At 69.7% G+C, this 23,553-nt stretch carries 20 protein-coding genes; 8 read left to right on the top strand and 12 right to left on the bottom strand.

Going from position 1 to position 23,553, the window contains the following annotated elements; genetic code table 11:
- The first annotated feature begins 11 nt into the window (after positions 1-11).
- Positions 12-1,703, top strand: coding sequence for a hypothetical protein (locus tag AB8M46_RS24160; RefSeq protein WP_394361669.1), 1,692 nt, complete (start codon positions 12-14; stop codon positions 1,701-1,703).
- Between the two features lie 3 nt (positions 1,704-1,706).
- The gene (locus AB8M46_RS24155; protein WP_037348252.1) at positions 1,707-1,886 is read left to right on the top strand and encodes a hypothetical protein; all 180 of its coding nucleotides are present in this window, start codon (positions 1,707-1,709) and stop codon (positions 1,884-1,886) included.
- A gap of 925 nt (positions 1,887-2,811) precedes the next feature.
- Here the strand turns inward: AB8M46_RS24155 and AB8M46_RS24150 are convergent.
- Complete coding sequence (locus AB8M46_RS24150) at positions 2,812-4,044, bottom strand: glycosyltransferase family 4 protein (protein WP_394361750.1); 1,233 nt, start codon at positions 4,042-4,044, stop codon at positions 2,812-2,814.
- Positions 4,045-4,207: 163 nt separating this feature from the next.
- Between AB8M46_RS24150 and AB8M46_RS24145 the strand changes: the two genes are divergently transcribed.
- Positions 4,208-4,903, top strand: coding sequence for a methyltransferase domain-containing protein (locus tag AB8M46_RS24145; protein WP_394361668.1), 696 nt, complete (start codon positions 4,208-4,210; stop codon positions 4,901-4,903).
- Here the strand turns inward: AB8M46_RS24145 and AB8M46_RS24140 are convergent.
- Positions 4,900-5,931, bottom strand: a complete 1,032-nt coding sequence (locus AB8M46_RS24140) for a DUF3068 domain-containing protein (RefSeq protein WP_394361667.1) — start codon at positions 5,929-5,931, stop codon at positions 4,900-4,902. The two genes, AB8M46_RS24145 and AB8M46_RS24140, sit on opposite strands and share 4 nt — an antisense overlap.
- Positions 5,932-6,168: 237 nt before the next feature.
- Between AB8M46_RS24140 and AB8M46_RS24135 the strand changes: the two genes are divergently transcribed.
- The gene (locus tag AB8M46_RS24135) at positions 6,169-6,552 is read left to right on the top strand and encodes a hypothetical protein (RefSeq protein WP_037348260.1); all 384 of its coding nucleotides are present in this window, start codon (positions 6,169-6,171) and stop codon (positions 6,550-6,552) included.
- Here the strand turns inward: AB8M46_RS24135 and AB8M46_RS24130 are convergent.
- Positions 6,549-7,721, bottom strand: a complete 1,173-nt coding sequence (locus AB8M46_RS24130; RefSeq protein ID WP_037348262.1) for a CdaR family transcriptional regulator — start codon at positions 7,719-7,721, stop codon at positions 6,549-6,551. The two genes, AB8M46_RS24135 and AB8M46_RS24130, sit on opposite strands and share 4 nt — an antisense overlap.
- A 60-nt stretch (positions 7,722-7,781) precedes the next feature.
- Positions 7,782-8,219, bottom strand: a complete 438-nt coding sequence (locus AB8M46_RS24125; protein ID WP_037348263.1) for a MarR family winged helix-turn-helix transcriptional regulator — start codon at positions 8,217-8,219, stop codon at positions 7,782-7,784.
- A 38-nt stretch (positions 8,220-8,257) separates the two neighbouring features.
- On the opposite strand from AB8M46_RS24125, the gene AB8M46_RS24120 reads away from it, so the two are divergent.
- A complete protein-coding gene (locus AB8M46_RS24120) occupies positions 8,258-8,779 on the top strand; it encodes a hypothetical protein (RefSeq protein WP_394361666.1) in 522 nt (173 codons plus the stop codon).
- On the opposite strand, the gene AB8M46_RS24115 is transcribed toward AB8M46_RS24120, so the two are convergent.
- From AB8M46_RS24115 to AB8M46_RS24100, 4 genes are all read right to left on the bottom strand, one after another.
- Positions 8,769-9,539: an SH3 domain-containing protein gene (locus AB8M46_RS24115; RefSeq protein WP_037348265.1), complete on the bottom strand. Its 771-nt coding sequence runs from the start codon at positions 9,537-9,539 to the stop codon at positions 8,769-8,771. The genes AB8M46_RS24120 and AB8M46_RS24115 overlap by 11 nt on opposite strands.
- A 95-nt stretch (positions 9,540-9,634) precedes the next feature.
- The gene (locus tag AB8M46_RS24110) at positions 9,635-10,324 is read right to left on the bottom strand and encodes a sigma-70 family RNA polymerase sigma factor (protein WP_394361665.1); all 690 of its coding nucleotides are present in this window, start codon (positions 10,322-10,324) and stop codon (positions 9,635-9,637) included.
- A 147-nt stretch (positions 10,325-10,471) separates the two neighbouring features.
- Positions 10,472-10,966, bottom strand: coding sequence for a hypothetical protein (locus AB8M46_RS24105; RefSeq protein WP_378428185.1), 495 nt, complete (start codon positions 10,964-10,966; stop codon positions 10,472-10,474).
- 293 nt (positions 10,967-11,259) lie between these two features.
- Positions 11,260-12,129, bottom strand: coding sequence for an alpha/beta fold hydrolase (locus AB8M46_RS24100; RefSeq protein ID WP_394361664.1), 870 nt, complete (start codon positions 12,127-12,129; stop codon positions 11,260-11,262).
- Between the two features lie 117 nt (positions 12,130-12,246).
- On the opposite strand from AB8M46_RS24100, the gene AB8M46_RS24095 reads away from it, so the two are divergent.
- Positions 12,247-15,327, top strand: coding sequence for a BTAD domain-containing putative transcriptional regulator (locus AB8M46_RS24095; RefSeq protein WP_394361663.1), 3,081 nt, complete (start codon positions 12,247-12,249; stop codon positions 15,325-15,327).
- 1 nt (position 15,328) lies between these two features.
- On the opposite strand, the gene AB8M46_RS24090 is transcribed toward AB8M46_RS24095, so the two are convergent.
- The 3 genes from AB8M46_RS24090 to AB8M46_RS24080 are packed head-to-tail and all read right to left on the bottom strand — an operon-like array spanning position 15,329 to position 19,774.
- Positions 15,329-15,619, bottom strand: coding sequence for a hypothetical protein (locus AB8M46_RS24090; RefSeq protein WP_016335297.1), 291 nt, complete (start codon positions 15,617-15,619; stop codon positions 15,329-15,331).
- Positions 15,616-19,011: a TM0106 family RecB-like putative nuclease gene (locus AB8M46_RS24085; RefSeq protein ID WP_394361662.1), complete on the bottom strand. Its 3,396-nt coding sequence runs from the start codon at positions 19,009-19,011 to the stop codon at positions 15,616-15,618. Before AB8M46_RS24085 ends, AB8M46_RS24090 begins: the two co-directional genes overlap by 4 nt.
- A 52-nt stretch (positions 19,012-19,063) precedes the next feature.
- Positions 19,064-19,774 carry a GntR family transcriptional regulator gene (locus tag AB8M46_RS24080; protein ID WP_037348275.1) on the bottom strand — a complete coding sequence of 237 codons (711 nt, stop codon included), beginning with the start codon at positions 19,772-19,774 and terminating at the stop codon, positions 19,064-19,066.
- 121 nt (positions 19,775-19,895) lie between these two features.
- Between AB8M46_RS24080 and AB8M46_RS24075 the strand changes: the two genes are divergently transcribed.
- Positions 19,896-20,810 carry a glycoside hydrolase family 16 protein gene (locus AB8M46_RS24075; protein WP_394361661.1) on the top strand — a complete coding sequence of 305 codons (915 nt, stop codon included), beginning with the start codon at positions 19,896-19,898 and terminating at the stop codon, positions 20,808-20,810.
- 9 nt (positions 20,811-20,819) lie between these two features.
- Positions 20,820-21,683, top strand: a complete 864-nt coding sequence (locus AB8M46_RS24070; protein ID WP_394361660.1) for a sigma-70 family RNA polymerase sigma factor — start codon at positions 20,820-20,822, stop codon at positions 21,681-21,683.
- Positions 21,684-22,276: 593 nt separating this feature from the next.
- On the opposite strand, the gene AB8M46_RS24065 is transcribed toward AB8M46_RS24070, so the two are convergent.
- The gene (locus AB8M46_RS24065) at positions 22,277-23,521 is read right to left on the bottom strand and encodes a DUF222 domain-containing protein (protein WP_394361659.1); all 1,245 of its coding nucleotides are present in this window, start codon (positions 23,519-23,521) and stop codon (positions 22,277-22,279) included.
- Positions 23,522-23,553 lie beyond the last annotated feature (32 nt).

Here is a 23,553-nt window from a genome sequence, read left to right as displayed (position 1 = left end):
GGGAAGGGCACTTGGACGCACGGCGCGAACGTCTCGTCCTCGCCGCGGTGTCGGCGGGGCTGGCGCTGCTGGTGTTCCTGCCGGTGCTCGGACGGGGCTTCGTCCTGAGCTACGACATGGTGTTCGCCCAGCGTCAGTCGCTGATCCCGGACGCGCTCGGCCTCGGTTCCGCGCTGCCGCGATCGGTCCCCGCCGACGCCGTGATCGCGCTCGCGACCACACTCGTTCCCGGCGACATCGTCCAGAAAATCGTCTTGTTCCTGGCGCTCTTCGGAGCGGCATACGGCGCAGCGCGGCTGGTCCCGACGGAGCAACTCGGTACGCGCGTCGTCGCCGCCACCGGTTACGCGTGGACGGCCTATTTCGCGGAGCGGTTGTTCATCGGGCATTGGCCGCTCCTGCTCACCTACGCGTGCCTCCCGTGGATCGTGCGCTCCGCGCTTTCCCTGCGCCGGAACGAACCGAGGGCGCTCGCCCGGCTGATCCTCGCCTGCGCCCCCGCGGTGCTCACCCCGCCCGGCGGAGTGCTGGCCGCGCTCACCGCGATCGTGCTGGCCGGGCCGCGAAAACTGGTCCACACCCTCGGTCTCGCCGTCGTGCTCAACCTGCCGTGGCTCGTCCCGACGCTCCTGCACGACGGCGGAACGCTGTCCGATCCCGCCGGGGTGGCCGCGTTCAGCGTCCGCGCGGAAAGCTGGGGCCCGGCCATCCTGAGCGTGCTCGGACTCGGCGGGATCTGGAACGGCGACGTCGTTCCCGGCAGCCGGGGCGCGCCGATGGCGCCGGTGCTGATCCTCGTCACGGTCGCCGTGGCCCTGGCCGGGTTCCGCCCGCTGGCGCGGAAGTGGGGCACCCCGCCGGCGAGGGCGTTGCTGCTGCTGGGGGTTCTCGGTGTCGTGCTCGCCGCGCTGGCGACCTTGCCGTTCGGCGAGCCCGTGCTGTCCTGGGCGATGGGGCACGTGCCCGGCGCGGGACTGCTGCGGGACGCGCAGAAATGGGTGGCCTGGTGGGCACTTCCGGTCGCGCTCGGGTTCGCGCTCGCGGTCGAGGCCGCCGCCGCGCGTCTGCGGACCGGCGCGGCGCGTGGGGCGCTCGTCGTGGCCGCCGCGCTCTTTCCCTTGCTCACCATGCCCGATCTCGCGTGGGGCGGCTGGGGAAGGCTCGAAGCGGTGCGCTATCCGGACGACTGGAACGCCGTCCACCGGGTGCTCGCCGAAGACGACCGGTCCGGCGACGTCGTCGCGCTGCCGCTGTCCACGTTCCGGAGTTTCGCCTGGAACCACCACCGGACGCAGCTGGATCCGGCGCCACGCGTACTCCCCGAGACCGTGCTCGTCGACGACACGCTGCGGGTCGGCGGCGAGGAGATCGCCGGCGAGGATTCCAGAATGGACCGTGTCCGCGCGGCGAAGTCGCCGGAAGACCTGTCGGCGGCCGGAATCGGCTGGATCCTCGTCGAACACGGGACGCCGGGGCGGGTCGATCCTCGGTTGCTGACCGGCGCGGAACCGGTGTGGTCCGGTGACTGGCTCACGCTTTACCGCACTCCCGGTGAGCCCGTCGTGACCGGGACGCGATCACCGCTCCCCGTGCTGCTGGCAAACGGAGTAGCGCTGGTGACGATCGCGGCCGCACTGTTGTGCCTCAAGTTACCGGTGCGTACATTGAGCCGACGCAGGAATTCCCTGTCGCGGAAGGAGTAGGTCTTGGGCACCCTCATCGGCGCGGCCGCCGCCGTCATCATCGGGCTCGCAACGGCCGCAGGGGGGAGTTACGCGCTGACGAACTCCGCCGATCCGGACGCCGCACCCCAGGTGCAGGCGAAGATCAAGGAGCAGTTCAACCCGAACTCGAGCCCCGAGCACGTCATTTACGGCAACCGCTGAGCCGGTGTCCGAGCTCGCTTCCGACCACGCCGGCCGGGTCGTCGGGCTCTACGGCGACCCCACCGTTTCCTGGAGCATCCTCCTGGAAGCGAGGCTGTCTTCGGTTCTGGCGCCGGAAAAGGCGCGGATGCGGCTGGCGGTCGCGGTCGGGGAACGACCGTGGCTGGGCGCCGCTCCGGACGTCGAAGCCGTTCGGGGCGAAGAACTTCCGGCGGTCCGCGATCGGTTCGCCGAGGCGGCGTACGAACGCGGCGCCCCGCTGCTCCGGGTCGCCGTCGGCACCGACGAACCGGTCGTGCTGATCGCCGCACACCACGGCGCGCTTGACGGTCTCGGCCTGCTCGCCGTCCTCGGCCTGGCCCTCGACGTCCCGATTTCGTCCGCCGCCAAGGGGATCGGTGCCCGCACGGCGGACCGATCCTTTCTCGTGTCCGCCTTCCAGCGGCTCGCTGAAGCGCTTTTCGCGCCCCCGGCGAGAATCACTCCGGAGAGGTCCGAAAGCGGCCCTGGGGACGTATTCAGCGCCAGGATCCTCCCGCGCTCACGGTTCGGGTCCTCCGCGTTCGCCGCGGCCGCCGCGGATTTGACCGAGACGTGGAATGCCCGGCATGGCGAGGAAGCCGCCCGCGTCGTGGCCGCGGTCGGCGCGTCGTGGCGAGGCGGCGCCGTCCCGGAACCCTTGCACGACAGCGCGTTTTTCCGGTTGCGGCTCGGCGGGAAACCCACGGTCGCCGAAGTCGGCGCGCTGCTGGCCACACAGCCGCCGGAGCCCGATTTCCCCGCCCGCAGCAGCCGGATCGCCCGGCTGGGCACCCGGCTGCTGGCAGGCAGGCTCGGTTCGACCTACCTCGTTTCCAACCTCGGCGTCGTTTCGGCGGCGGACGCGGTCACCTCGATCGCGTTCTATCCCGCCGCCAGCGGCCGCTCAGGCGTGGCGTTCGGCGCGGTGACCGTCGGCGAGACGAGCACCGTCACCGTGCGCGCACGCCGCAAGGACTTCGACGACGCCGCCACGGCCGATCTGGCCGACGGGATCGTGGAAGCCCTGCGCAGTCAGGACCCTGGGATGGGGGATGGCCACCCCGGCCACGTCGCGCACGAGTGATTCGAAGCGGTTCACGCTGTGCTCCCAGTCGAACAGACCGGCCCACGTGACGCCGGCCCGGCCCATCTCGGTCCGCCGTACCCGGTCGGCGAGCAACCCGTCGACCTGTGCGGTGAAGTCGGCGAAGTCGTCGGCCAGCAGACCCGTCTTACCCTCCACAATGGACTCGGCCACGCCACCCGCCGCCCGGTAGGCCACCGACGGCACGCCGTGCGCGGCAGCCTCCATGATGACGATGCCCCAGCCTTCCTTGACCGACGGGCACAGGTGCAGCCAGGAGCGTTCCAGGATCTCGTGTTTCTCGTCCTCGTCCACCCACCCGTGCAGCCGCACACGGTCCTCGACGCCCCTGTCGCGGGCGTGCTTGCGCAAGACCTCTTCCCACGGGCCCTGGCCCACGACCTCCAGCTTCAGCGTCGGCCAGCGCCGGGACAGTTCCGCGACGACGTCGATCGCGTGCTCGATCCGCTTGTGCGGCACCAGCCTGCTGACCGCGACCAGCGTCGGCTCGGTCTCCCGGACGGCCTTGCCGCGCGGGGGAGTGTCCAAACCGTTGGGTACCACCGTGATGCGTGAGCCTTCGATGCCGAGGCCCGCCAGTTCGCCCTTGGTGATCTCGGAAACCGTGACGTAGCGGCAGTGGCGGAACAGCCACGGCGCCAGCCTCGACTCGATCCACCAGCCGATACGGCCCAGTGTCTCGCCGAGTGCGCTGATCCACTGTTCCTTGTGGACGTGGTGCACCAGCACGAGGACCGGGCAGCCCGCGACGAGCCTGGCGAAGAACGGCATCCCGTTCTGCACGTCGACGACGAGGTCGGCGTGCGCCTTCCGGATCGCCCGGAGTGCGTGGAGGTAGACGCCGAACTTGTTGCCACGGCGGCGATAGCGGACACCGTCGCGCCATTCCCCGGCGTTCGCGCCCGGGTACGCCGCGCACTGGATCTCCACCCGGTATCCGGCCTTGGCGAGCCCTTCGGCCATCCGCTCGACGTACCGCTCGGAGCCGCCGCCCTCCGGATGCCCGGTGTCGCGCCAGTTGACGAGCAGCACACGTGGCCTTTCCATCGTGGTTCTCCCAACCTGTTAGCGACAATGCTAGGTTACCGGTGCGTACACGGTAGATGAATCATTCTCGGAAAGCGATGGTTCGATGGTCGGTAATCGGTCGGTGACCCCAGCAACGATGCCTCATCGCGCCACTTTGCGCAGATCGGTGACGTTGTTCCGGGCTTTTCTCGCCGAACAGACGGATCCGGACGGTTTCTACTCGGTGCTCGCCGAGGACTCGGTCCGGCAATTGGCGCAGCACACTCCGTTGAACGGCCGAACCATCGTCGACGTCGGCGGCGGTCCCGGCTATTTCTCCGACGCGTTCCGTGCCGCCGGAGCCACGTATCTCGGCATAGATCCCGACGTCGGAGAGCTGACGGCGCGCGGCGAGGCCGGGGAGAACATGGTGCGCGGCAGCGGGACGAAACTGCCCGTACGCACCGCTTCCGTCGACGTCTGCTATTCGTCGAACGTCCTCGAACACGTTTCCGAACCCGAGGTCATGCTGGCCGAGATGTGCCGGGTGACCAAACCTGGCGGAACGATTTTCGCCTCGTTCACACCGTGGTATTCGCCATGGGGCGGGCACGAGACGGCGCCGTGGCATTTCCTCGGTGGCCACTATGCCCGGCGGCGTTATGTCGAAAAGAACGGAAAGGAGCCGAAGAACAAATTCGGCGAGAGCCTTTTCGCCTTTTCGGCGGGCGCGGCCATCCGGTGGGGGAAGGCCGCGCCGCTCGCCGATCTCCAGGAGGTCTACCCGCGCTACCACCCCTCCTGGGCCCAGTGGATCGCGCATGTCCCGGGAGTCCGGGAGATCGCGTCGTGGAATCTGGTGATGGTGCTGCGCAAGCGTTAGTGGCGCGAGGGGGCGCGGCGCTTCGCCAGCAGGAAGACCCCAAGGGCGAGGAACGCCGCGCCGGTGACGCCGAGCACGATCGGCCCGGTGCTCCCGATGAAGTCCAGCTTGCCCTTGTTCTCGTCGACCTGCTTGACCATCGCGTCCACGGTCGCGTCGGTGAACTCCAGTTTGCCGTCGAAGACCACCGTGGGGGTGGGGTTGGCGGCCGACCGCAGTTCCTGGTGCGACTGCTGTTCCTGCTTGACCTGGATACCCGTCACCGGCTCGATCCAGCTCGTGATGGTGCCTCGGTAGAACTGGCCGGCCTCGACGGAATCTCCGGCGGCCCCGATGAGCGAGCCCGGCACCTTCTTCGTCGAGATCTTCGTGTCGGGGATCTCCTGGACGAACTTGTAGACCTCGACACCCTTGATCTCGTCGACGCCCTTGAACCGGGCCTGGACGGCGCGGCCGGTGTTGTCGTCGTAGACCTGGTAGTCCTTCTTTTCGGTGTCGAAGGGGAACTTGAAGTTCAGGCCGGGCTGCGGCTTGTACTCCTGGACCTCCTCGGGCTTTTCGTTCTCCTTCTCGGCCTTCTCCTTGAGCTTGGTGACGAAGCTGCTGTTGGCCGAGCACTTCGCCTCTTGGTCGCCGCCCGGCGGCACGTAGCCTTCCGCGGTGCGGCGGTCGAAACAGACCTGGCGTTTGCTCGCGCTGACCACGGTTTGGTCGCTGGTGTCGACGACCGACACGGCCATCAGCCACACCGCGACGTCCGTGCCCTCTTGCATCTCCGGCGGCGCGAAGTTCGCCACCACGTGGGCGGTCGCCTTCAGTTTGGCGTCGTCACGGATCTCCGTGACGGTCTTGTCGCCCACCTTCTTCACCGCGAGCACCTTCGACGCGGTGCCTTCGAGGACCGACGTCGATTCCTGGTTCAGCGGCACCTTGGCGAGTTCGGGTTTCACGTAGGTCGGCAGCAACACCGCGCCGGCGACGGAGAACACCCCTAGGGCCAAGAAGATCAGGCTCAACGCTCGACGCAAGGGTCCTCCTGGTGAGACCACGGAAACATCCACATTACCCATCGGTAATCAGTCGCCAGATACTGGCCCGCGCGCCGGTCGGCGTCAAAGGTGTGACCGACGGTCACAGGCACGCCGTGCGACCGGAAGGTGGTACCGGCGCCGCCATTCGGCGCAGTCCGCCAAACATGTTTGTTCCCCGGAACAACGTGATGGGGACCACCATCGGACGACTTCCGGTGCGTGGAAAGGAACTCTGTGCCGCAGGACCCGAACGATCGCCGCGCGCTGGACATCGGCGCGTACTCGGATTCCATCACCGACGTCGAGCTCCGCGACGCCGTCGCCGACGTCGCCGCGCTGCTTTCGTTGCACGGCAACGTGATCCGCGATCTCGACGCCAGGAGATCACGGTGGCGTCCCGGACGGCGGTCGCCGCATCCCGACATCGTCCTGTCCGCGGCCGGACGCCGTCCACAGTGGACGAGATCCGCGAATCCCGAAGTGACCCTGCCGGTCGCCACGACCGCGCGCGGCCGGACGCTCGCGGTGCGGCTCACCGCGCGGCCCGGTCTCGGGCACACGCTGCTGGACCTCGCGAGGATCATCGACGCCGACATGGCGCCGGAAAGAACGGTCTAAGAGTCCGTCAGCCGGACCGCTTCCAGTGCGACGTAGAGCTCGCCGACGTCGACCGGGTCGGACAGGTCGCGCCGGGTCAGTTCCTGTACCCGGCGCAGCCGGTAGCGGACCGTGTTCGGGTGGACGATCAGCCGGTCCGCGGCCTCCTTGGCCGAACCGTGCCCGGCGAACCACGCGTTCAGCGTGTCGAGCAGGACCTGCCGCTCGGCTTGGGGCAGCACCAGCAGTCCGGCCAGCACCGAACGCAGCACGTCCCGCGACATCTCCGGCGCGCTCGCGACCAGCGTGGTGACCGGGGAGTCGCCGAACACGGCGACACCGGCGGCGCCGGTGGCCAGCGAGCGGCGGGCGATCCGGGCCCGGTGGACGGCGTCCGGTACTTCGAGGAATCCGTTGAACGGCCTGCTCATCCCCGCCGCCAGCGGCAGGGTGCCCAGCAGGTCGCGCAGCCGACGGACGTCTTCGACGCGGTCGATCACCACGAGGCCGACCTCGGCGCCCGGCCGCCAGGCCGACTTCCAGCGCCGTGCCCGCAGCAGCGCCTCGACGCCGGGCCGCTCCTCCGGCTCGACGGCTTCCGTCACGACGGCGACGAACGTGCCCGCGGCCGGGAGGTCGAGCTCCTTCGCGGCGTTCTCGAGCTCCGGCTGGGTGGCGAACCGGCCCTGCAGCAGACCGTCGAGCAGGGCGAGCTTCTCCTGCGAGAGCTCGGCGGCGACCTCGCTGTACGCGGTGGTCAGCGCGTCGGAATAGAGATCGATGGTCTTCCACACGTTGGAGTTGATCTCCACCGTGCGCGCCGGGTTGATGAAGCCGGGGCCCGCCAGTTCCAGCAGGCGTTCGTAGACGAAGATCCCGCCGATCCGGAACGCGCGGAGCACGGACGGCAGCGGGATACCCTGCCTGGCCTGGGCCAGCCCGGTCTTGCGGGCCGCGTCGAGCGGCAGCCCCCGTCCCTCGACGAGCGCCGTCAGCGCCCGCTCGAGATTCGCCCGGCAGACCTTGCGCAATTCGTCCGGCGCGGTGCTGTCCACCTGGTGGTAGAACTCGTCCTCGTCGCTGAGCAGCTGGGCGAGGCGATCACTGAACTCGGGCAGCCGGGTGAGCATCGCCTGCATGAGCACACGCTGCTCCCGGGGTGCGGGAGTAGCGAGAGCTTCGGTGCCCATCCGTCAACTCTAACCCGATGGAGCGGCCGCTTTTTATCACGATGCGACGAAAGGGCGGTTTCACGAGCTGAGCGCGGTTGACAACCTGCGCAGGGTTTCGCGGGCCCGCCGCAGGTCATCGAGGGTGACACCGCTGTCGTCGAGCACGTCCCCGCGCCGGGTTTCGCTCGCGTCCCAGAGCCGCTGCAGCAGTCGCTCGCCCTCGGGGGTGATGGCGTACAAGGCGGAGCGGCGATGGGCGGGATTGGGTCGTGCGCACAGTTCGCCGGCTTCGGTGAGGTCGTCCACGACGCGCTGGACGGCTTGGCGGACCTGGCCGAGCCGTCGCGCGATGGCGGGGACGGCCAGTGGTTCTTCGGACACCGCGCTCAGCACGTGCCAGCGGGCGACGGTCGTGCCCTGCCCGGCGGCCTCCCGTTCGCTGATCCGGCGGCTCACTCCCGCCAGCTCGTAGACGTCGGCGATCAGCAACCGGTAGTCGTGGACGAGCTCGCTCATAGTTGACAGCATACTGTCAAAGTGCCCATCCTGACCGCATGGATGTCGCCGAGCAGATCGCCGCCGTGTTCACCGCCGCCGGACCGCGTCCCGAACTCGCCGCACGGTTGAGCGTGTTCGAGCCGCTGATCGGCAGCTGGGACCTGGTGGTGCACAACCACGCCGAGGACGGGAGCGTCCGGACCGTCGACGGCGAATGGCATTTCGGCTGGGCGCTCGACGGCCGTGCGCTGGCCGACGTGTGGATCAGTCCCGCGCGGGCGAGCAGGAGCGGCGGCGTGGACGGCGAGTGGGGGATGAGCCTGCGCTTCTACGACGAGAAGATCGACGCGTTCCGGTCGACCTGGCTCGGCCCCGGCAACGGCTGGGTGATCCCGTTCCTCGGCAAGCCGACGGAGGACGGCTTCGAGATCGAGGCGGACACCGACGGCGTCCGGCGCCGGTGGATCTTCTCCGAGCTGACCGCCGCGAGCTTCTCCTGGCGGGCGGAGGAAACGCTGCCGGACGGGGCCCCCTTCGTCCGGCAGCGTTTCGAGGCCACTCGTGCGGTCAATGGTTGATCTTGAACCACGGCTGCGACCAGCCGAGATAGGTGTAGTTCCAGGCGTTCTTGATCTCCGAGATGGTGGTCTCGGTGAAGCTGCCGGGACCGTGGATGTCGTTCGACAGGAACTTGCCGCCGCCGATCGAGATCATGGTGTGTCCCGTGCCGCCGTTGCTGAAGAACGCGAGCCCGCCCGCGGGGACCTGGGTGTCGCCGGGGTGCTTGTACGAACCCGGGATCTGGGTCCAGTGCACGTAGGCCGTTTCCGAACCGCTCGCGGTCCAGCCGTAGGCCCACGAGTTGATCCGGTCGCACCAGCGGTAGTAGTTCGGGTCGTTGTTCGTGTGCACGTGCGCCTTCGCCCACGCGACGGCTTCGGCGCAGGTCCTCGGGTTGCCGGTGCCCGCGGTGGAGCAGGACAGGGTGCTGCCGGCGCAGTCCGGGGCGACCCGGCCGTCCGAACCGGTGTAGACGTAGGCGTCGCTGATGTAGCCGCCCTTCGACGGCACGTAGTCCCAGATGTCGGTGGTGCCGTACTTCCCGGTCACCGTCGTGCCGTTCGTCTGGCAGTCGATCGTGACGGCGGTGCCGCTCGCGACGGTGCCGACCGAACTCGCGCTCGTGCTCGGGCTCGACCGCACGGTCACCGCCACCCCGGAGTCGGTGTTCACCGTGCCCGTCGCCGCGAGCGCCTCGCCCGCGCCGCCGAGCATGATCGCCCCGGCCAGCGCGATCGTGCCCACGGCGCCTCTGGCGATCCTCGATCGGATCTTCATCTGTGTCCTCCAGTGGTTTCCCCGAATAGAGGGCCAGGATGGAGGAACGTCGTACAAGCGCCGTACAAGAAAACGATCGTCCTAAGTGGACTTTTCTATACCGGGACGAGCTCCGGTTCGGGGATTTGCCCGATGATCGGGACATCGTTCGCGTATCGGGCGTTCCGCTCGGTGAGCAGGACCCGCAGCCGGGTGAGCGCCCTGAACTGGGCCGCGCGGACCGCCCCGGCGCTCGGCAGGCCGAGCCGTTCCGCCGTCTCCTCGGCCGAAAGCCCGAACACGAACCGCAGCGCGAGCACCTGCCGGTGCGGCATCGGCAACCGAGCCAGCAGGACGCCGGCCTGCAACCGGTGCTCCAGCCGTTCGATCTCGTCCGGATCGCGGCGCGCCCACGCCGTCAGCCCGTCGCCGATCTCCGGCACGGAGGCGACCGGTTCGCGGGAACGGCGCCGGTGCTGGTCGGCCACCTTGTGCCCGGCGATCCCGAGGACGAACGCGAGGAACCGGTCCGGGCGGTACCGGTAGCGGGGCAAGGCGATCAGCATCGCCTGCAACACCTCCTGCGCGCAGTCCTGCGCGTCGCAGGCCCCCGTGCCGGCGCTCCCGAGCCTGCTCGCGCAGTAGCGGAACACGTGCGGGGAAAGGAAACGGGTCAACTCCCGGAGCGCGTCCGGGTCACCGGCCACGGCCGCCCGGACCAATCTGCTGTCCGGGTTGGGCAGCCGCCCCGCCGTGGCGGCGGCACGGGAGTCCGCGGGTACCGTCGAGGGCGCTACCTCGTCCAAGTCTGCACTCCTGGTTCGGGGGAACTGGCCGCCAAGGTGCGCCCGTCATCGGGGGCCGGGACTTCGTGCGCGGTTGTCCAGCTTGCCGTTCCGTGCAGGGGATGTCCATACGACGGGCCGGAAGTCATCCGAACCGCGCAATGTCTACTATGGACTGTTATCCGGCGATACCTTGAGACAGGACAGCACCGGGGGATAGGCGGTGGTGTCGGTGCTGAGCAGATCCGACGTCCAGACCACGCAATGCGCGAGCACGCGGATCCGCTGGTCGAGATCCGCGTTCTCGCAGGCTTGCCCGATCTGGTCGGCGCAGGTGTCCCGGTCGTCGCGGACACTGGCGGCGATGGCGCGGACGATCGCCGCCACTCCCGGCTCGAGACGGTCGGGCCGGACCGTCATGCCCGCGTGATCACGCAGGCGCAGCGTGAACGGTTCGCCGATCCGCAGTGAACGGCGGCGATCCTTGGCCGCCAAGGAGAACGTGTCGACCAGTCGTCCGACGACGTCGTCGAGCGCCGGTCCTCTCCGGGTGGTGGAGGCGATGGACATCAGTGCGCTGGCGAGCCGGTCGGCTTCACCTGATCTGGTGAGCGACAGGAGATCGCGTGCGGCGGTGTGCGCGCGTTTGGTGGTGGGTGTCATGTCGGGCCCCTCGTTCGGTGTGCCGACTCCCGATACCCCGCAGGTCGCGGGTTAAACCTGAGGGATCGTCGGATTGGCGCGAGCGGGGGCGCGGGTTGCGCCGTTCGGCTCACTTCGCGGACCGGGAACACAGGGCTCGGCGTGAGCAAAGACGTGACTCGCGTGATCAGGAACGTGACTCGCGTGATTGGAGGCCGCACTCGGGGTGTTCCGCCTCTGATCACGCGAGTCACGCCTTCGATCACGTGAGTGCGGCGTCACGACCCCTCCGCCGCTCACTTGACCAGCGCTTTCTAACGCGTGAGCAGGTCTCGAAGCTCCTTCGCCACCTCCGCGGGCGACTCTTCGGCCATGAAGTGACCCGACGTGACCGTCCGATGGTCCAGGTCGGTCGCCCACGCCTGCCAGAGCGCGACGGCGTCGTACCCGAGCACGGCGCCCCAGTCCTGCTGAAGCACGGTGAGCGGCATCGTGAGCCGGTTGCCTGCCGCGCGGTCCGCTTCGTCGTGCTCGATGTCGATGCCCGCCGACGCGCGGTAGTCGGCGACGATGGAGGGCACCGCGTTCCGTGACGCCTCCAGGTACGCGGCACGGACGTCGGCGGGGATCGCGTCGCCGTCGCGCGTCCACGCGTCGAGGAAGTGACCGAAGAACGCGTCCGGCGCGCCCGCGATCAGCTGTTCCGGCAGTCCGGGCGGCTGGGCCATCAGGTAGAGGTGGAAGCCGACCGCGGCGCCGGCGCCGTGCAGCACGTCCCACATGTCCAGCGTCGGCAGCACGTCGAGGATCGCGAGGTGGCTGACCTTGTCCGCGTGGTCGAGCCCGGCCCGCAGGGCCACCAGCGCGCCCCGGTCGTGCCCGGCGAGGGCGAACCGGTCGTGGCCGAAGGCCTTCGCGACGGCGACGACGTCGGCCGCCATCGATCGCTTCGAGTAGGTCTCGCCGGTGTCGGCGGGCTTGTCGCTTTCGCCGTATCCTCGCAGGTCAGGGCAGAGGACGGTGTGGTCGGCCGCCAGATCCGCCGCGACGTGCCGCCACATGAGGTGGGTCTGGGGGAAGCCGTGGAGCAGCACGATCGGGCTGCCCGTCCCGGCGACGGCGACGTCCAGTGCCACGCCGTCCGCGACGGGCACACGCTGGTAGTCGAATCCGGTGATGCGCATGGGTACCTTCCTGGTCGTTCCGTGACGACCGCCAGCGTTCCCGGCCCGGATCAGCACCCGGTCAGCGACGACCGAGCGGCCGGGGCACGATGATCACCGTCGGTGAAGGAGGTGACGATGCGGTTCGGGGTGCTCGGCCCGCTCCTGGCCGAGGACGCGCGCGGCGAGGTCGGGCTCAAGGGGCCGCGACACCGCGCGGTGCTGGCCAGGCTGCTGATCGCCCGCGGCCGGGTCGTGCCGGTGGAACGGCTGGTCGACGACCTGTGGGAACGTCCGCCCGAGGGCGCGGTCGGCGCGGTGCAGACCTTCGTCGGTGCCCTGCGCCGCGCGCTGGAACCGGATCGCGCGCCTCGTGAGCCCGCGCGGCTGCTCGTCACGGTCGCCCGCGGCTACGCCCTGCGCGCCGATTCCGTCGACGCGTGGGACTTCGAGGCCGCCGTCGCCACGGCCCGTGAACTCCTCGACGCCCGCCGGGCCGACGCGGCACTGTCTCAAGTGGACACCGCGCTCGCGCTGTGGCGCGGCCCCGCGTATGCCGAGTTCGCCGAGGAAGGCTGGGCGCTCGGCGAGGTCTCCCGGCTGACCGAACTCCGATTGCTGGCGGGTGAGCTTCGTGCCGAAGCCCTTCTCGCGCTCGGCCGGGCCGCCGAGGTGGTCCCCGAGCTGGAACCCCGGGTACGCGAGTATCCCTTGCGGGAGAACGGTTCCCGATTGCTGGCGCTGGCGCTCTACCGCTCCGGACGGCAAGGTGACGCCTTGGCGGTGCTGCGCGCGACGCGGGAACGGCTCGCCGACGAACTCGGCATCGATCCCGGCGCCGGCCTGCGAGACCTGGAAGCCGACATCCTCGCGCAAGCGCCCCGGCTGGAGCAGTCCGTGCCCGAGATCCCCGAGCGGCCGCTGATCGGGCGGGACGCGGAATTGGCCAGGCTCGAAGAAGCCTCGGCGGGGTCGGGGCTGGTACTCGTGTCGGGCGAGGCGGGAGTGGGGAAGACCGCGCTCGCCGAGGCGTTCTCCGCCCGTCTCGCCGCGCGCGGCTGGACCACGGCCTGGGGAAGCAACCCCGACGACGAGGGTGCGCCGCCCGCCTACGCCTGGAGCCGGATTTTCGCGACCCTCGCCGAGGCCGGGTACGGCGCGCCACCGACCGCGGATCCGGCGACCGAGGATCCCCTGGCCGCGCGCTGGCGATGGCACCGGGCGGTCGCCGCCTACCTCTCCGGTGCCGCGCCCTTGCTGCTCGTCCTCGACGACCTGCACTGGGCGGGCGAGGAGACGTTGGCGCTGCTGGCCTCGGTGCTGAGCGAGCCGGTGCTGATCGTCGCGACCTATCGCGGCACCGACCCGCCCGCGCGGTTGACGGACTTCCTCGGCCGGGCCGCACGCCACGAGCCGGCGCGGATCTATCTCGGCGGGCTGCCCGAGACCGAGATCGTCGCGCTGGTCAGGGCCACGACCGGGGAGGAGATCGAGCCGGAGACCGCCGCGGTTCTCCATCGGCGCAGTGGCGGGAACGCGTTCTTCGTCCGCGAACTCGCCCGCCTGCTGGCCGCCGAAGGGCCTGCCGCCTTGGCCGCGGTGCCGCCCGGAGTCCGCGACGTCGTCCGGCACCGGGTGGACGCGTTGCCGGACGAGGTCCGCGGTGTGGTGCGGCGCGCGGCGGTGCTCGGTACGGACGTCGATCTGGACGTACTAGAGGCCCTGGTGGGGGAAACCGCGCTCGACGCGGTGGAAGTCGCGGCCAGGCAAGGGATCCTGACCGAGCGTGCGCCGAACCGGTTCCGGTTCGCGCACGCGCTCGTGCGGGACACGCTCTACCACGACCTCTCCCGTTCGCGACGGGCTCGCGAGCACGGCGGGATCGCCGAGGCGCTGGAACGTCTTCACCCGGACGACGTCGACGCGCTGGCGCACCATTTCCTGCTGTCGGAGGAGCACGGCGACCGGGCCGCACGCTACGCGCGGGCAGCCGCGGAACGGGCCGAAAGTCGTTTCGCCCCAACGGAAGCGGCTCGGCTCTGGGAGGCGGCGCTCACCGCGTACGACCGATCCGGCGGCTCCGACCCGGAGAAGCGGCTGGAGCTGATCATGGGCATGGCCCGTGCGTCGGCCGTCGCCGGCGGCCTCGGCCGGTCGCGGCGGCATCGGGCCGAAGCGCTGGAACTGGCGGAAAAGCTGGACGATCCGCTGTTGACCGCGCGGGTGATCGGCGCCTTCGACGTTCCCGCCATCTGGACCGAAAGCGACGACAGGGAGCTCGCCTCCCGGATCGCGGGCGCCGTCGAGCGGACTCTCGCCGCGCTACCGGAGGAACGGCGGGCCGAGCGGTGCCGCCTGCTGGCCACGCTCGCCGTCGAACTGCGCAACGCGGGCGGACGGCGGGCCCGCGAGGCAGCCAGGGAAGCCGAGGCGCTCGCCCGGGGGCTCGAAGACCCGGCGCTGCTCGCGTTCGCGCTCAACGCCCGGTTCCTGCAGTCCTTCGACCGCGCGGGGCTCGCGCCCGAGCGGGCGGCGATCGGCGCCGAACTGGTCGATCTCGCGTCGCGGCACGGGCTGGTGACCTTCGAGGTGCTCGGGCATCTCGTGCTCCTGCAGGCGAAGAGCGCGCTCGCGGAGTTCGCCGCCGCGGACCGGCACGCCGCGTCGGCCGACGAACTCGGCGAGAAATACGGCCTGCCGCTCGTGGGCGTGTTCACCCGGTGGTACCGCGCGATGCGGACCGCGATGACCGGCCCGGGCGGGGCGGCCGCCTATCGTGCCGCGGCGGCGGGACTCGCCGGGACGGCCATGTCCGGAGTGGACAACGGAATCCTCGCGCTCGCCCTGTTCTGCGACCGGCTCCAGCGCGGCCTGCCACCGCAAGCGCTCGAAGAGAGCTACGGCGTCTACGAAAGCTGGTGCCGTCCGGTACTCCCGATCCCGGACTCGCCCCGGGACCTGCTGTTCGAGGCCCGCACCTGTCTGCACGCCGTGGTCGCGATCGAACTCGGCGACCGGGCGGCGATGGAACGCCTGTACGCCGAGCTTCTGCCCGCCGAGGGCGAGATCGCCGGTGCCGGGAGCGGGATGCTCACCCTTCGCCCGGTCGCCCATTACCTCGGCGACCTGGCGACGGCACTCGGTCTGCCGGAAGCGGCCGGGCACTACCGGAAGGCACGGGCCATCGCGGAGAAAGCCGGTTCACCGCACTTGGGTTAGCTCACTGCTCCCGCATCGCGCGGCGGATCTCGGCCAGCTTGTCCTTCGCGGCCTTGTCACGGTCGGCGATCTTCTTGTCCAGCGAAGCGACGTCTTCCTTGCCGCCGAGGCCGGCGAGCTCGGTCGAGCCCAGCGAGGTCGTGTACCGCTGCTCGATCCGGTCCCGCACGTGGTCGAACGACGGCACGCCGCCTTCGCTGTAATCCGGCTCCGGGACCTCGACAGGGGCTGTCGGGGACTCTTCGACGATCTCGGCGTCGAGGATCTCCTTGTCCGGGTCTTTCTCGGTCATCGTCCACTCCGTCCTGCGTGCCACGGCACGGCTTCGGTCATCAACCCGAGCATGCCCGAAACCAGCCGCATCTGGTCGACCGTGCGGATGTCGGCCTCGACCAGCCGCGGCGAGCAGACCATGACCGCGAGCGCCTGCGCCCGCGAAAGCGCGACGTTGAGCCGGTTCCGGGAGAGCAGGAAGTCCAGGCCACGCGGCAGATCGACCGCCGAGGACGAGGTCATCGTGGTGATCACCACCGGCGCCTCCTGGCCTTGGAACCGGTCCACCGTGCCCACCCGCACACCGGGATGCCCGGCCTCGTCCAGCGCGCGGGCGACGACCCTGGCCTGCAGGTTGTACGGCGCCACGACCAGGATGTCCTCGTCGCCGAGCGGCCGGGACTCGCCGTGGTCGGTCCAGGCTCGGCCGTGGAGTTCGGCGACGAGGGCGGTGACCGCCTCGGCCTCCTCGACCGACCGCGTCGTGTTGCCGTGGTGGTCGACCTCGGCGAGGTACAGGCCCGCTTCGACGCCGTCGATCGCGCGCTCGGCGGCCGATGGATGCGAGTGCAGACGGCCCGCGTAGGACAGCCGTGACACCGGCGCGCAGACGGCGGGATGCATCCGCCGGGTCTCGTCGAGGAAGTACCCGAGTTCGGCGGGGATGATGTCCGCCTCGCCGATCAGATGCCCGAGCGCGGACGCCTCGGCACCGGCGGGATGCGTGCCCTGCACGACCTGCGGCAGCTGCTGCGGATCGCCCAGCAGCAGGAGATTCTTGGCGCACATCGACACCGCGAGCGCGTCGGCGAGGGCGAACTGGCCGGCCTCGTCGATGATCAGCAGGTCGAACGGCTCTTCCCGGATCGCCGCGTTCGCGAACGTCCAGGCGGTGCCGCCGACCAGATGGCCGGTGTCGTGCTCCTCGCGCCATTTCACCAGTGCGGGATTGGTCTTCGGCTGCTCCCACGGCGCGGCCGGATCCGGGGTGCGCTTGGCGCGTTTCGCGCACGGCAGGTCCGGAGCGTTCTTCAGCGCGGCGGACAGCACGTTCTCCACGGCCTTGTGGCTGGTCGAGGTGACGGCGATCGTCTTGCCCGCGCGCACGAGTTTCGCGATCAGCCTGCCTGCCAGATAGGTCTTGCCCGCGCCCGGCGGGCCTTGGACGGCGAGCGTGGAGCCATCGAGCGCTTCGACGGCCTCGATCACCGTGTTCACCAGGTCGGTCCCGGGTTCGGGCAGGGGCTTGTCGTCGCGAAGCCGGGGTGTCGTGCGCCGGAGCAGGTCGACACCTGGATGGGCTGGCAGCGTCGGCAGGCCGTCGACGACCAGCCGGGCGAGATCCGCGACGGCGTCGTCCTTGGGGGAAGGACGGACCGGGCTCCCGGGCAGCACCGCGACCGGCCGGTCGGCGGTGGTCTCGTCCGGCGGGCAGCTCTCTTCGAGGGTCAGTTCGACGGCGGTGGCCGAGACGACCTTGGCGTCGCGCGCGGCCGCGCCGTACCGCAGGCGGACGTCGTCGCCGGGGGCGAAGGGATGCGGGCGGTCCGGGTCGCAGCGGAGCACGAGCGAACGTTTCGCCTTGCGGACCCGGCCCGACGGCGGGACCCATTCCCCGGCTTCCAGCGAGATCGGGACGGTGCAGGCGTTGTCGGTCTCCAGATCACCGAGCGGGGCGGCCAGCTGGCGGAAGTACTCCCACCACGCCGGATTCGTCTCGCGGCGGTGATAGCCGACCGACGCGGCCAGCAGCGCGCGGGCGCGGTCCTCGCCGGTGAACTCGGCCGGATCGTCGGGCAGCCCGTCCAGCAGCGGATCGACCAGCGCGGCCAGCTGCGCCGCGCGTTCGGCGCGTTTCTGGGCGGCGACGTCCTCTTCGGTCTGGCGGAGCAGAGCGTCCACATCGGACTCTTCGGGCGGCTCGGCGAGCGCGATCCCTTCGTCCACGCGGATCTTGTGGAGGAACTCGAACAACCGCAGCGTGGAGACGCAGTCGTATTCGTTGTAGTCGCTGATCCCGCGCAGCACCTCGTCCGCGTGCTCGGTCTCGCCGGAGGCGGTGAGCGTCAGGTACTCCTCGTAGGCCTCGATGCTCGACACCGCCGTCTTGACGTCGCCGTCGCGGGCTTCGGGCATGTAGAGCGGTTCGAGGTACTTGATCGAGTACGACCGCTGCGAGACCCGGAGTGCCTTGCGTACCACGGAATACAGATCCACCAGGCCGCCGCTGCGCAGCAGATGGTCGACGGCGTCCTCACGGGTTCCGTGCACGGCGGCGAGCCGTTTGATCGCGGTGACCTCGTACGGCGCGTAGTGGTAGACGTGCGAGCCGGGATGCTCGGCGAGCCGCGCGGTGGCGAAATCGATGAACTCTTCGAAAGCCCGCTTTTCCTGCGACCGGTTGTGCGCCCAGAACGGGGTGAACTTCGTGCCCTCGTCGGCTGTCACGGCGCCGAAGAGGTATTCCAGCCCTTCGCCCGCCAGCGCGTACGGGTCGCCTTCCATGTCGAAGAAGACGTCACCGGGCGCGGGCGGCGGCAGTTCGGCCAGCGCGTCCGGATCGATGATCTCGTAGGCGATCTGCCCGGTTTCGTCCTGCCGGACCTGGATCGCGGCCTGGGCGCGCAGCGTGGTGAACGACGTCGTCGAGATGTCGCGCGGACGGTCTTCCGGCGCGGCGGCCGCGAGCGCGTCGATGGTGCCGAGTCCGGCGGCGACGAGTTTGCGCCGCTGATCGCCGCGCATCCCCGCGACCAGCGAAAGGTCTCGGTCGGCTTCGCGGGCGCTCGCGCAGTGCGCGGCGTAGGAGCAGCCGCCGCACGCGGGCCGCTCGTCGGCCCAGAGCTGGACCGGCAGGGTCGGCGGCCGGTTCCGCAGCCGAGCGCGGAGCCGGTCCACCAGCGGGAGGAAGTCGTCGACGCGGAACGAACGCGTGCTGTGATCGCCGAGCAGCAGGTGCATCCGCGGACCGGCGGGCCAGCCCGCCCGGCGCAGGGCGTCGGCGTACGCGGTCAGCTGGACGACCGCGGCGGGCTTCGCGTGCCTGGCCAGCTTCGTGTCGTAGACCTCGTAGCGGCCTTCGTCGTCGCGTATCAGGAAGTCGGCCCGGCCGGAGAACTCGCCGTCGTGGAAGACCGCCTGGTAGATCACCGGAGCACCGGCCCGAAGCGCTTCCTCGGTGGCCTTCGCGGCGACGACCGGGTCTCGTTCATCGATCTCGACGACTGCGCTCCGTTCGCCGCGCAGCTTGTCCAGCGTCGCGGCCTCGTGCGCGCGGCCGTGCGTGACCGCGAGCTGATCCGGCCCGGAACCCGGCCGCGGCGCGCCCGGCAGGCCGGCGGCCAGCGCCTGGTTGAGGAGGCTGCGGTGCTCGCATTCGAGCAGGTCGGCGAGATCGGACGGGGTGTACATCGCCCGGGAGTCTTACATGGACTCCGGCCGCGACCGTCCCGGCGCGCCGGAGTCAGCCCGAGGTGTGGTCGAACGTCAGGTGTGAGGTGATCCGGTAACGGTCGCCGCGGTAGATCGAGCGGGTGTACTCGATCACGCGGCCGCCGTCGTCGCGGGTGGTGCGTTCGAACAGCAGCGCGGGAGAGTGCTGTGGGACGCCGAGCAGGCCGGATTCGTCGGGGTCGGTGACGGTCGGCTCGATGATCTGTACGGCCGTCGCCGGCACGACCTCGTACCGCGTGCGGAGCAGTTCGTAGAACGAGCCGGATTCGAAACCCGCGGCCGTGATGTCGGGCACGAGATCGCGCGGGACCAGGATCCGCTCGATCGCCATCGGTGCTTCTTCTACGACGCGGACGCGGGTGACGGCCACCAGTGTGTGGCCGGGGGAGACCTCGAGTCGTTTCCCGAGCCGGGCACCGGCGGGTGTGGTGGCGAAGTCGATCACGCGGCTGGTCCAGTGGCCCTCGGCGGGCGGGGCGAACTGCTCGCCGCCGGTGGCGGGCAGGAGGTCCTGGGAGATCTTGCGCGGCGCGGTGAACGTGCCGCGGCCGTGCTCGCGGACCACGAGGCCGTCGCGTTCCAATTCATCGATCGCGGCCCGCAAGGTGGGGCGCGAGACGCCGATTTCGGTGCTCAGCGCGCGTTCGGAAGGCAGAACCTCACCCGGCTGCCGCCGCTCGATGAGCTGGCGTAGCCGATCCTTGACCTCTGTTCGCCGCATGACCACAGCCTACCCAGTGGTCACGGAGAATTGGCTGGTGGACAAGTTGTCTAGACCTATTGACTTTACCACTTCACCGGGCGACGGTGGAAAGAAACTGACCAGTGGTAAAGGAGACGAGATGTCGACCTCAGGGAAGTTCCGCGCCGCCGCCGTCGCGGCCTTGTCGGTCACCGCACTGGCTCTGGCGCCGGGCGCCGCTTCGGGAGCGGCCGCTTGCGGCGCGCTGTTCGACGACTTCCACTACGGCTCGCATACCGACGGTCTCCTCGCCGAGCACGGCTGGCAGGTGCGTTCCGGTGCGGGCGGCCCCGGTGTCGGCGGTGCGCGCTGGGCGCCCGAGGGCATCACGTTCCCGACGTCGGACGGGGACAAGGTGCTGCAACTCGCCTCCACCACCGACGGCACGCCCGCGGGGACGACGCAGACCGAGATCATGCAGCCCGATCGCCGGTTCTTCGAAGGGACCTACGCGGCGCGGATCCGTTTCTCCGACGCGCCGGCGTCCGGACCCGACGGCGACCGGATCAATCAGACGTTCTTCACGATCAGCCCGCTCCGCTACGACAACGACCCGATCTACAGCGAGCTGGACTTCTCGGAGTACCTGCCCAACGGCGGATGGGGCGAGGCGGGGCCGGTGAACTTCCAGACCAGCTGGCACACCTACACGCCGGATCCCTGGTACGCCGAGAACAAGAGCGACAGCCAGCGCCGCAGCATCGACGGCTGGCACTCCGTCGTCGCGACGGTGTCCGACGGCCATGTGCGGGACTACATCGACGGTGCCCTGGTGGCCGATCACGACCGCAGCGGGCCGTTCGACGTGTACCCGCGGCAGAACATGTCGCTCAACGTGAACCAGTGGTTCATCGACCTCACGCAGCACAGCGGCGGGATGAGCACCTACCTCGAACAGGTGGACTGGGTCTACTACGCGAAGAACGAGGTGCTGACGCCGCAGGCCGCCGCCGACCGGGCCGCGTCGTACCGGTCTTCGGGCGTGCGATTCAGTGACGATCTCGATGGCTGTTAGATATGAACGGTGGATCGGCTGACTGAACGCTTCGAGGAACACCGGACCAGGCTGCGGGCGGTCGCCTACCGGATGCTGGGCTCGGCCAGCGAGGCCGAAGACGCCGTCCAGGACACGTGGCTGCGGCTGAACCGCACCGACGCGGCGGAGATCGAGAACCTCGGCGGCTGGCTGACCACGGTGGTGGCGCGGGTGTGCCTGAACGTGCTGCGCTCGCGCGACCACCGGCGGGAGGAACCGCTCGACGCCGCGTTCTCCGAGCCCGCCGACTCCACGGTCGATCCCGCCGCCGACGCGGTGCTCGCCGACTCGGTGGGGCTGGCGATGCTGGTGGTCCTGGACACGCTGGCCCCCGCCGAACGGCTCGCGTTCGTCCTGCACGACATGTTCGCGGTCCCGTTCGACGAGATCGCCCCGCTGATCGACCGCACCCCGGCCGCCGCGAGGCAACTCGCGAGCCGTGCCCGGCGCCGCGTCCAGGGGCGTCCCATCGCCACGGAATCGGACGTCGCGCGACGGCGCCAGGTCGTCGACGCCTACCTGACCGCGGCTCGCGGTGGCGACTTCGCCGCGCTCCTCGAACTCCTGCACCCCGACGTCGTCCTCCGCGCGGACAAGGCGGCAGGCCCCTCGCGCGAGCCGATCTTCCTGCGCGGCGCCAGTGTGGTGGCCCGCGGCGCGGCGGCCGCTTCGGTGCGGGCGGCGGTCACCCAGCTCGCGCTGGTGAACGGCGGTATCGGCCTCGTGATGGCCGACGAAGGACGGCCCGCGGTGGTGCTCGCGTTCGCTTTCGTGGACGGGAAGATCAGCGAGATCGACGTCATCGCGGACCGGGAACGGGTGCGGGGACTGGATTTGGTGATGGTGGACTGATCGGGGTTGCGGTTCGGTCGCGAACGAATACCGATGGCCTGGGCTTTCGCTTGAGCCGTTAACGGTCGTGTGGTGCCGGCCGCCTTCTTTCGGCGACCGGCTGGAAGGTTTCGAAGGTAACGCCCAGTTCTTCCGTGTGGTGACGAAACTCGCCCGCCGGAAGGAGGAACACAGGGGACTCAACCTGACCCGCGCGACGCTGAGCGCGGTCCTCAAGTATCCGCGTCAAGCATGGTCACCGTCGGCTGAAGAAGGACGTCGGCTTCAACGAATACCGCTTTCGGGAGCAGATCGACGTGATCGACAGGCCTCCGTTGGCCGTTCAACAGGAAGGCCGGCGATCGGTTGTTCATGTGCCTGGAGAAGTCGCCGAACAGTCCGAAGGAGGCGAAGGGGACTTTCAAGGGCAACAGGGAGGCTCGGTGTGCCAGAGCTGTCACCGACTACATCTGTCTGCTCACTGAAGGGCAAGCGGTCGATCTTGGCGAGCGATTGGCAGGCAGGTCTCAAAGTTCGATGTTCGGAACTTGGTTCAACTGAACGAGCGCATGCCGAGGGGCCCGTCGCCATGTGGTCGGCGGGCTCCCTCGGGTTCAGCGGTGGTTGCGGCGGGGTGTTTGGAGTGGGTCCAGGTATTGCGGTGGGATGAATTCGGGTCGTCCGTTGGTGATCTGGACTCTCCAGCCGGATTGGCCGTGGATGACCATGTGGTGATAGCGGCAGAGTAGGCAGAGGTTGTCGAGGTCGGTGTCGCCGAGTTGCCCCCACGGCAAAATATGGTGGGCTTCGCAGTGCTTCGGTCTTCGCCGGCAGCCGGGGAACGCGCACCCGTGGTCGCGCAGATTCAAAGCCCGGCGTTGAGCGGGAGTGACGCTGCGGGCGGCGCGTCCGATGTCGAGAGGTTCGCTCTCGCTCCCGAGAAGCGCGGGGATGATTTTCGCGTCGCAGGCCAGCATCCGGGCGTGCCGGGCGGTGATCTGCGCGACCCCGTCCACGCAGGCCGCCCCCAGCCCGGACGTCAAAGTCTCGAGCGGAATCGTGACCACGACCGTCGTCCGGTCTCCGGACAGGGTGGGGGCTTTGTCGTTGGTCATCGCGTAATGGATCGCGTCGAACAACGCGTCCCCATTGCGCTCGCCCGGAGTACGCGGATCACGGTTGCCGTCCTCGTCGACAGATCTTCGCTGCCCCCACGTTTCGAACAGGGCGTTCGCGCGGGCCCCGAACTCCGGGTCGAGGAGCCCGTTGAGCCGCCACCACCCGTCGTCACGCTTCCGTAAATGCACCTCGCGCGAGGGCGGTTTCAAATCTTCGTCCTTGGGCTCGTTCCCGTCAGGGTCGAGATGGGCCAGGAGGTCGGCGCCGACATTGGCGATCTCCTGTGGCCCGGCATGACGGGCCAAGGTCACCAGGATCTGCTCCGCGCCAGCCCGGTCATCGGCCGACACCTCGGCCGGGATTTTCTTCAGCACGGCGAGGATCGGATCCAGCTGCTGATGCCCCAGGTCGCCTTCCGCTGCGGCGGCTCCGGCGATGGGGGCGGACGCCGGGGCGGGAGTGCCGTCGAGGTTCCGGCTCTCGTTCACCGCCAACGCGCGGGTCACGGTGTCACGGGCCTCGTTCGGGCTGATCCGCGCGGTCTCGGCGAACCAGCCGGCGGTCGACCCGTGCCCGAACAACTCCATCGGGCCGCGGGATTCGATCTCGACCAGGAACTGCCCGACCTCCGCGAACGCCTGCCGTGCCACCGACAACCGCTCCACCACACCATGCGCGAGCTCCCGCGCACCGGCACGCCACAACTCCTGCGGCGGTTCGAGGATGCGTTGTCCGGACACCCCACGAGAATACCGAATATCGAACAAGTGTG

It is taken from the genome of Amycolatopsis sp. SB7-3 (assembly GCF_041021335.1).
GTDB classification, from domain to species: Bacteria; Actinomycetota; Actinomycetes; order Mycobacteriales; family Pseudonocardiaceae; genus Amycolatopsis; species Amycolatopsis japonica.
Note: the sequence above shows the minus strand (reverse complement) of the source record. Positions and strands in the feature narration are given on the sequence as shown.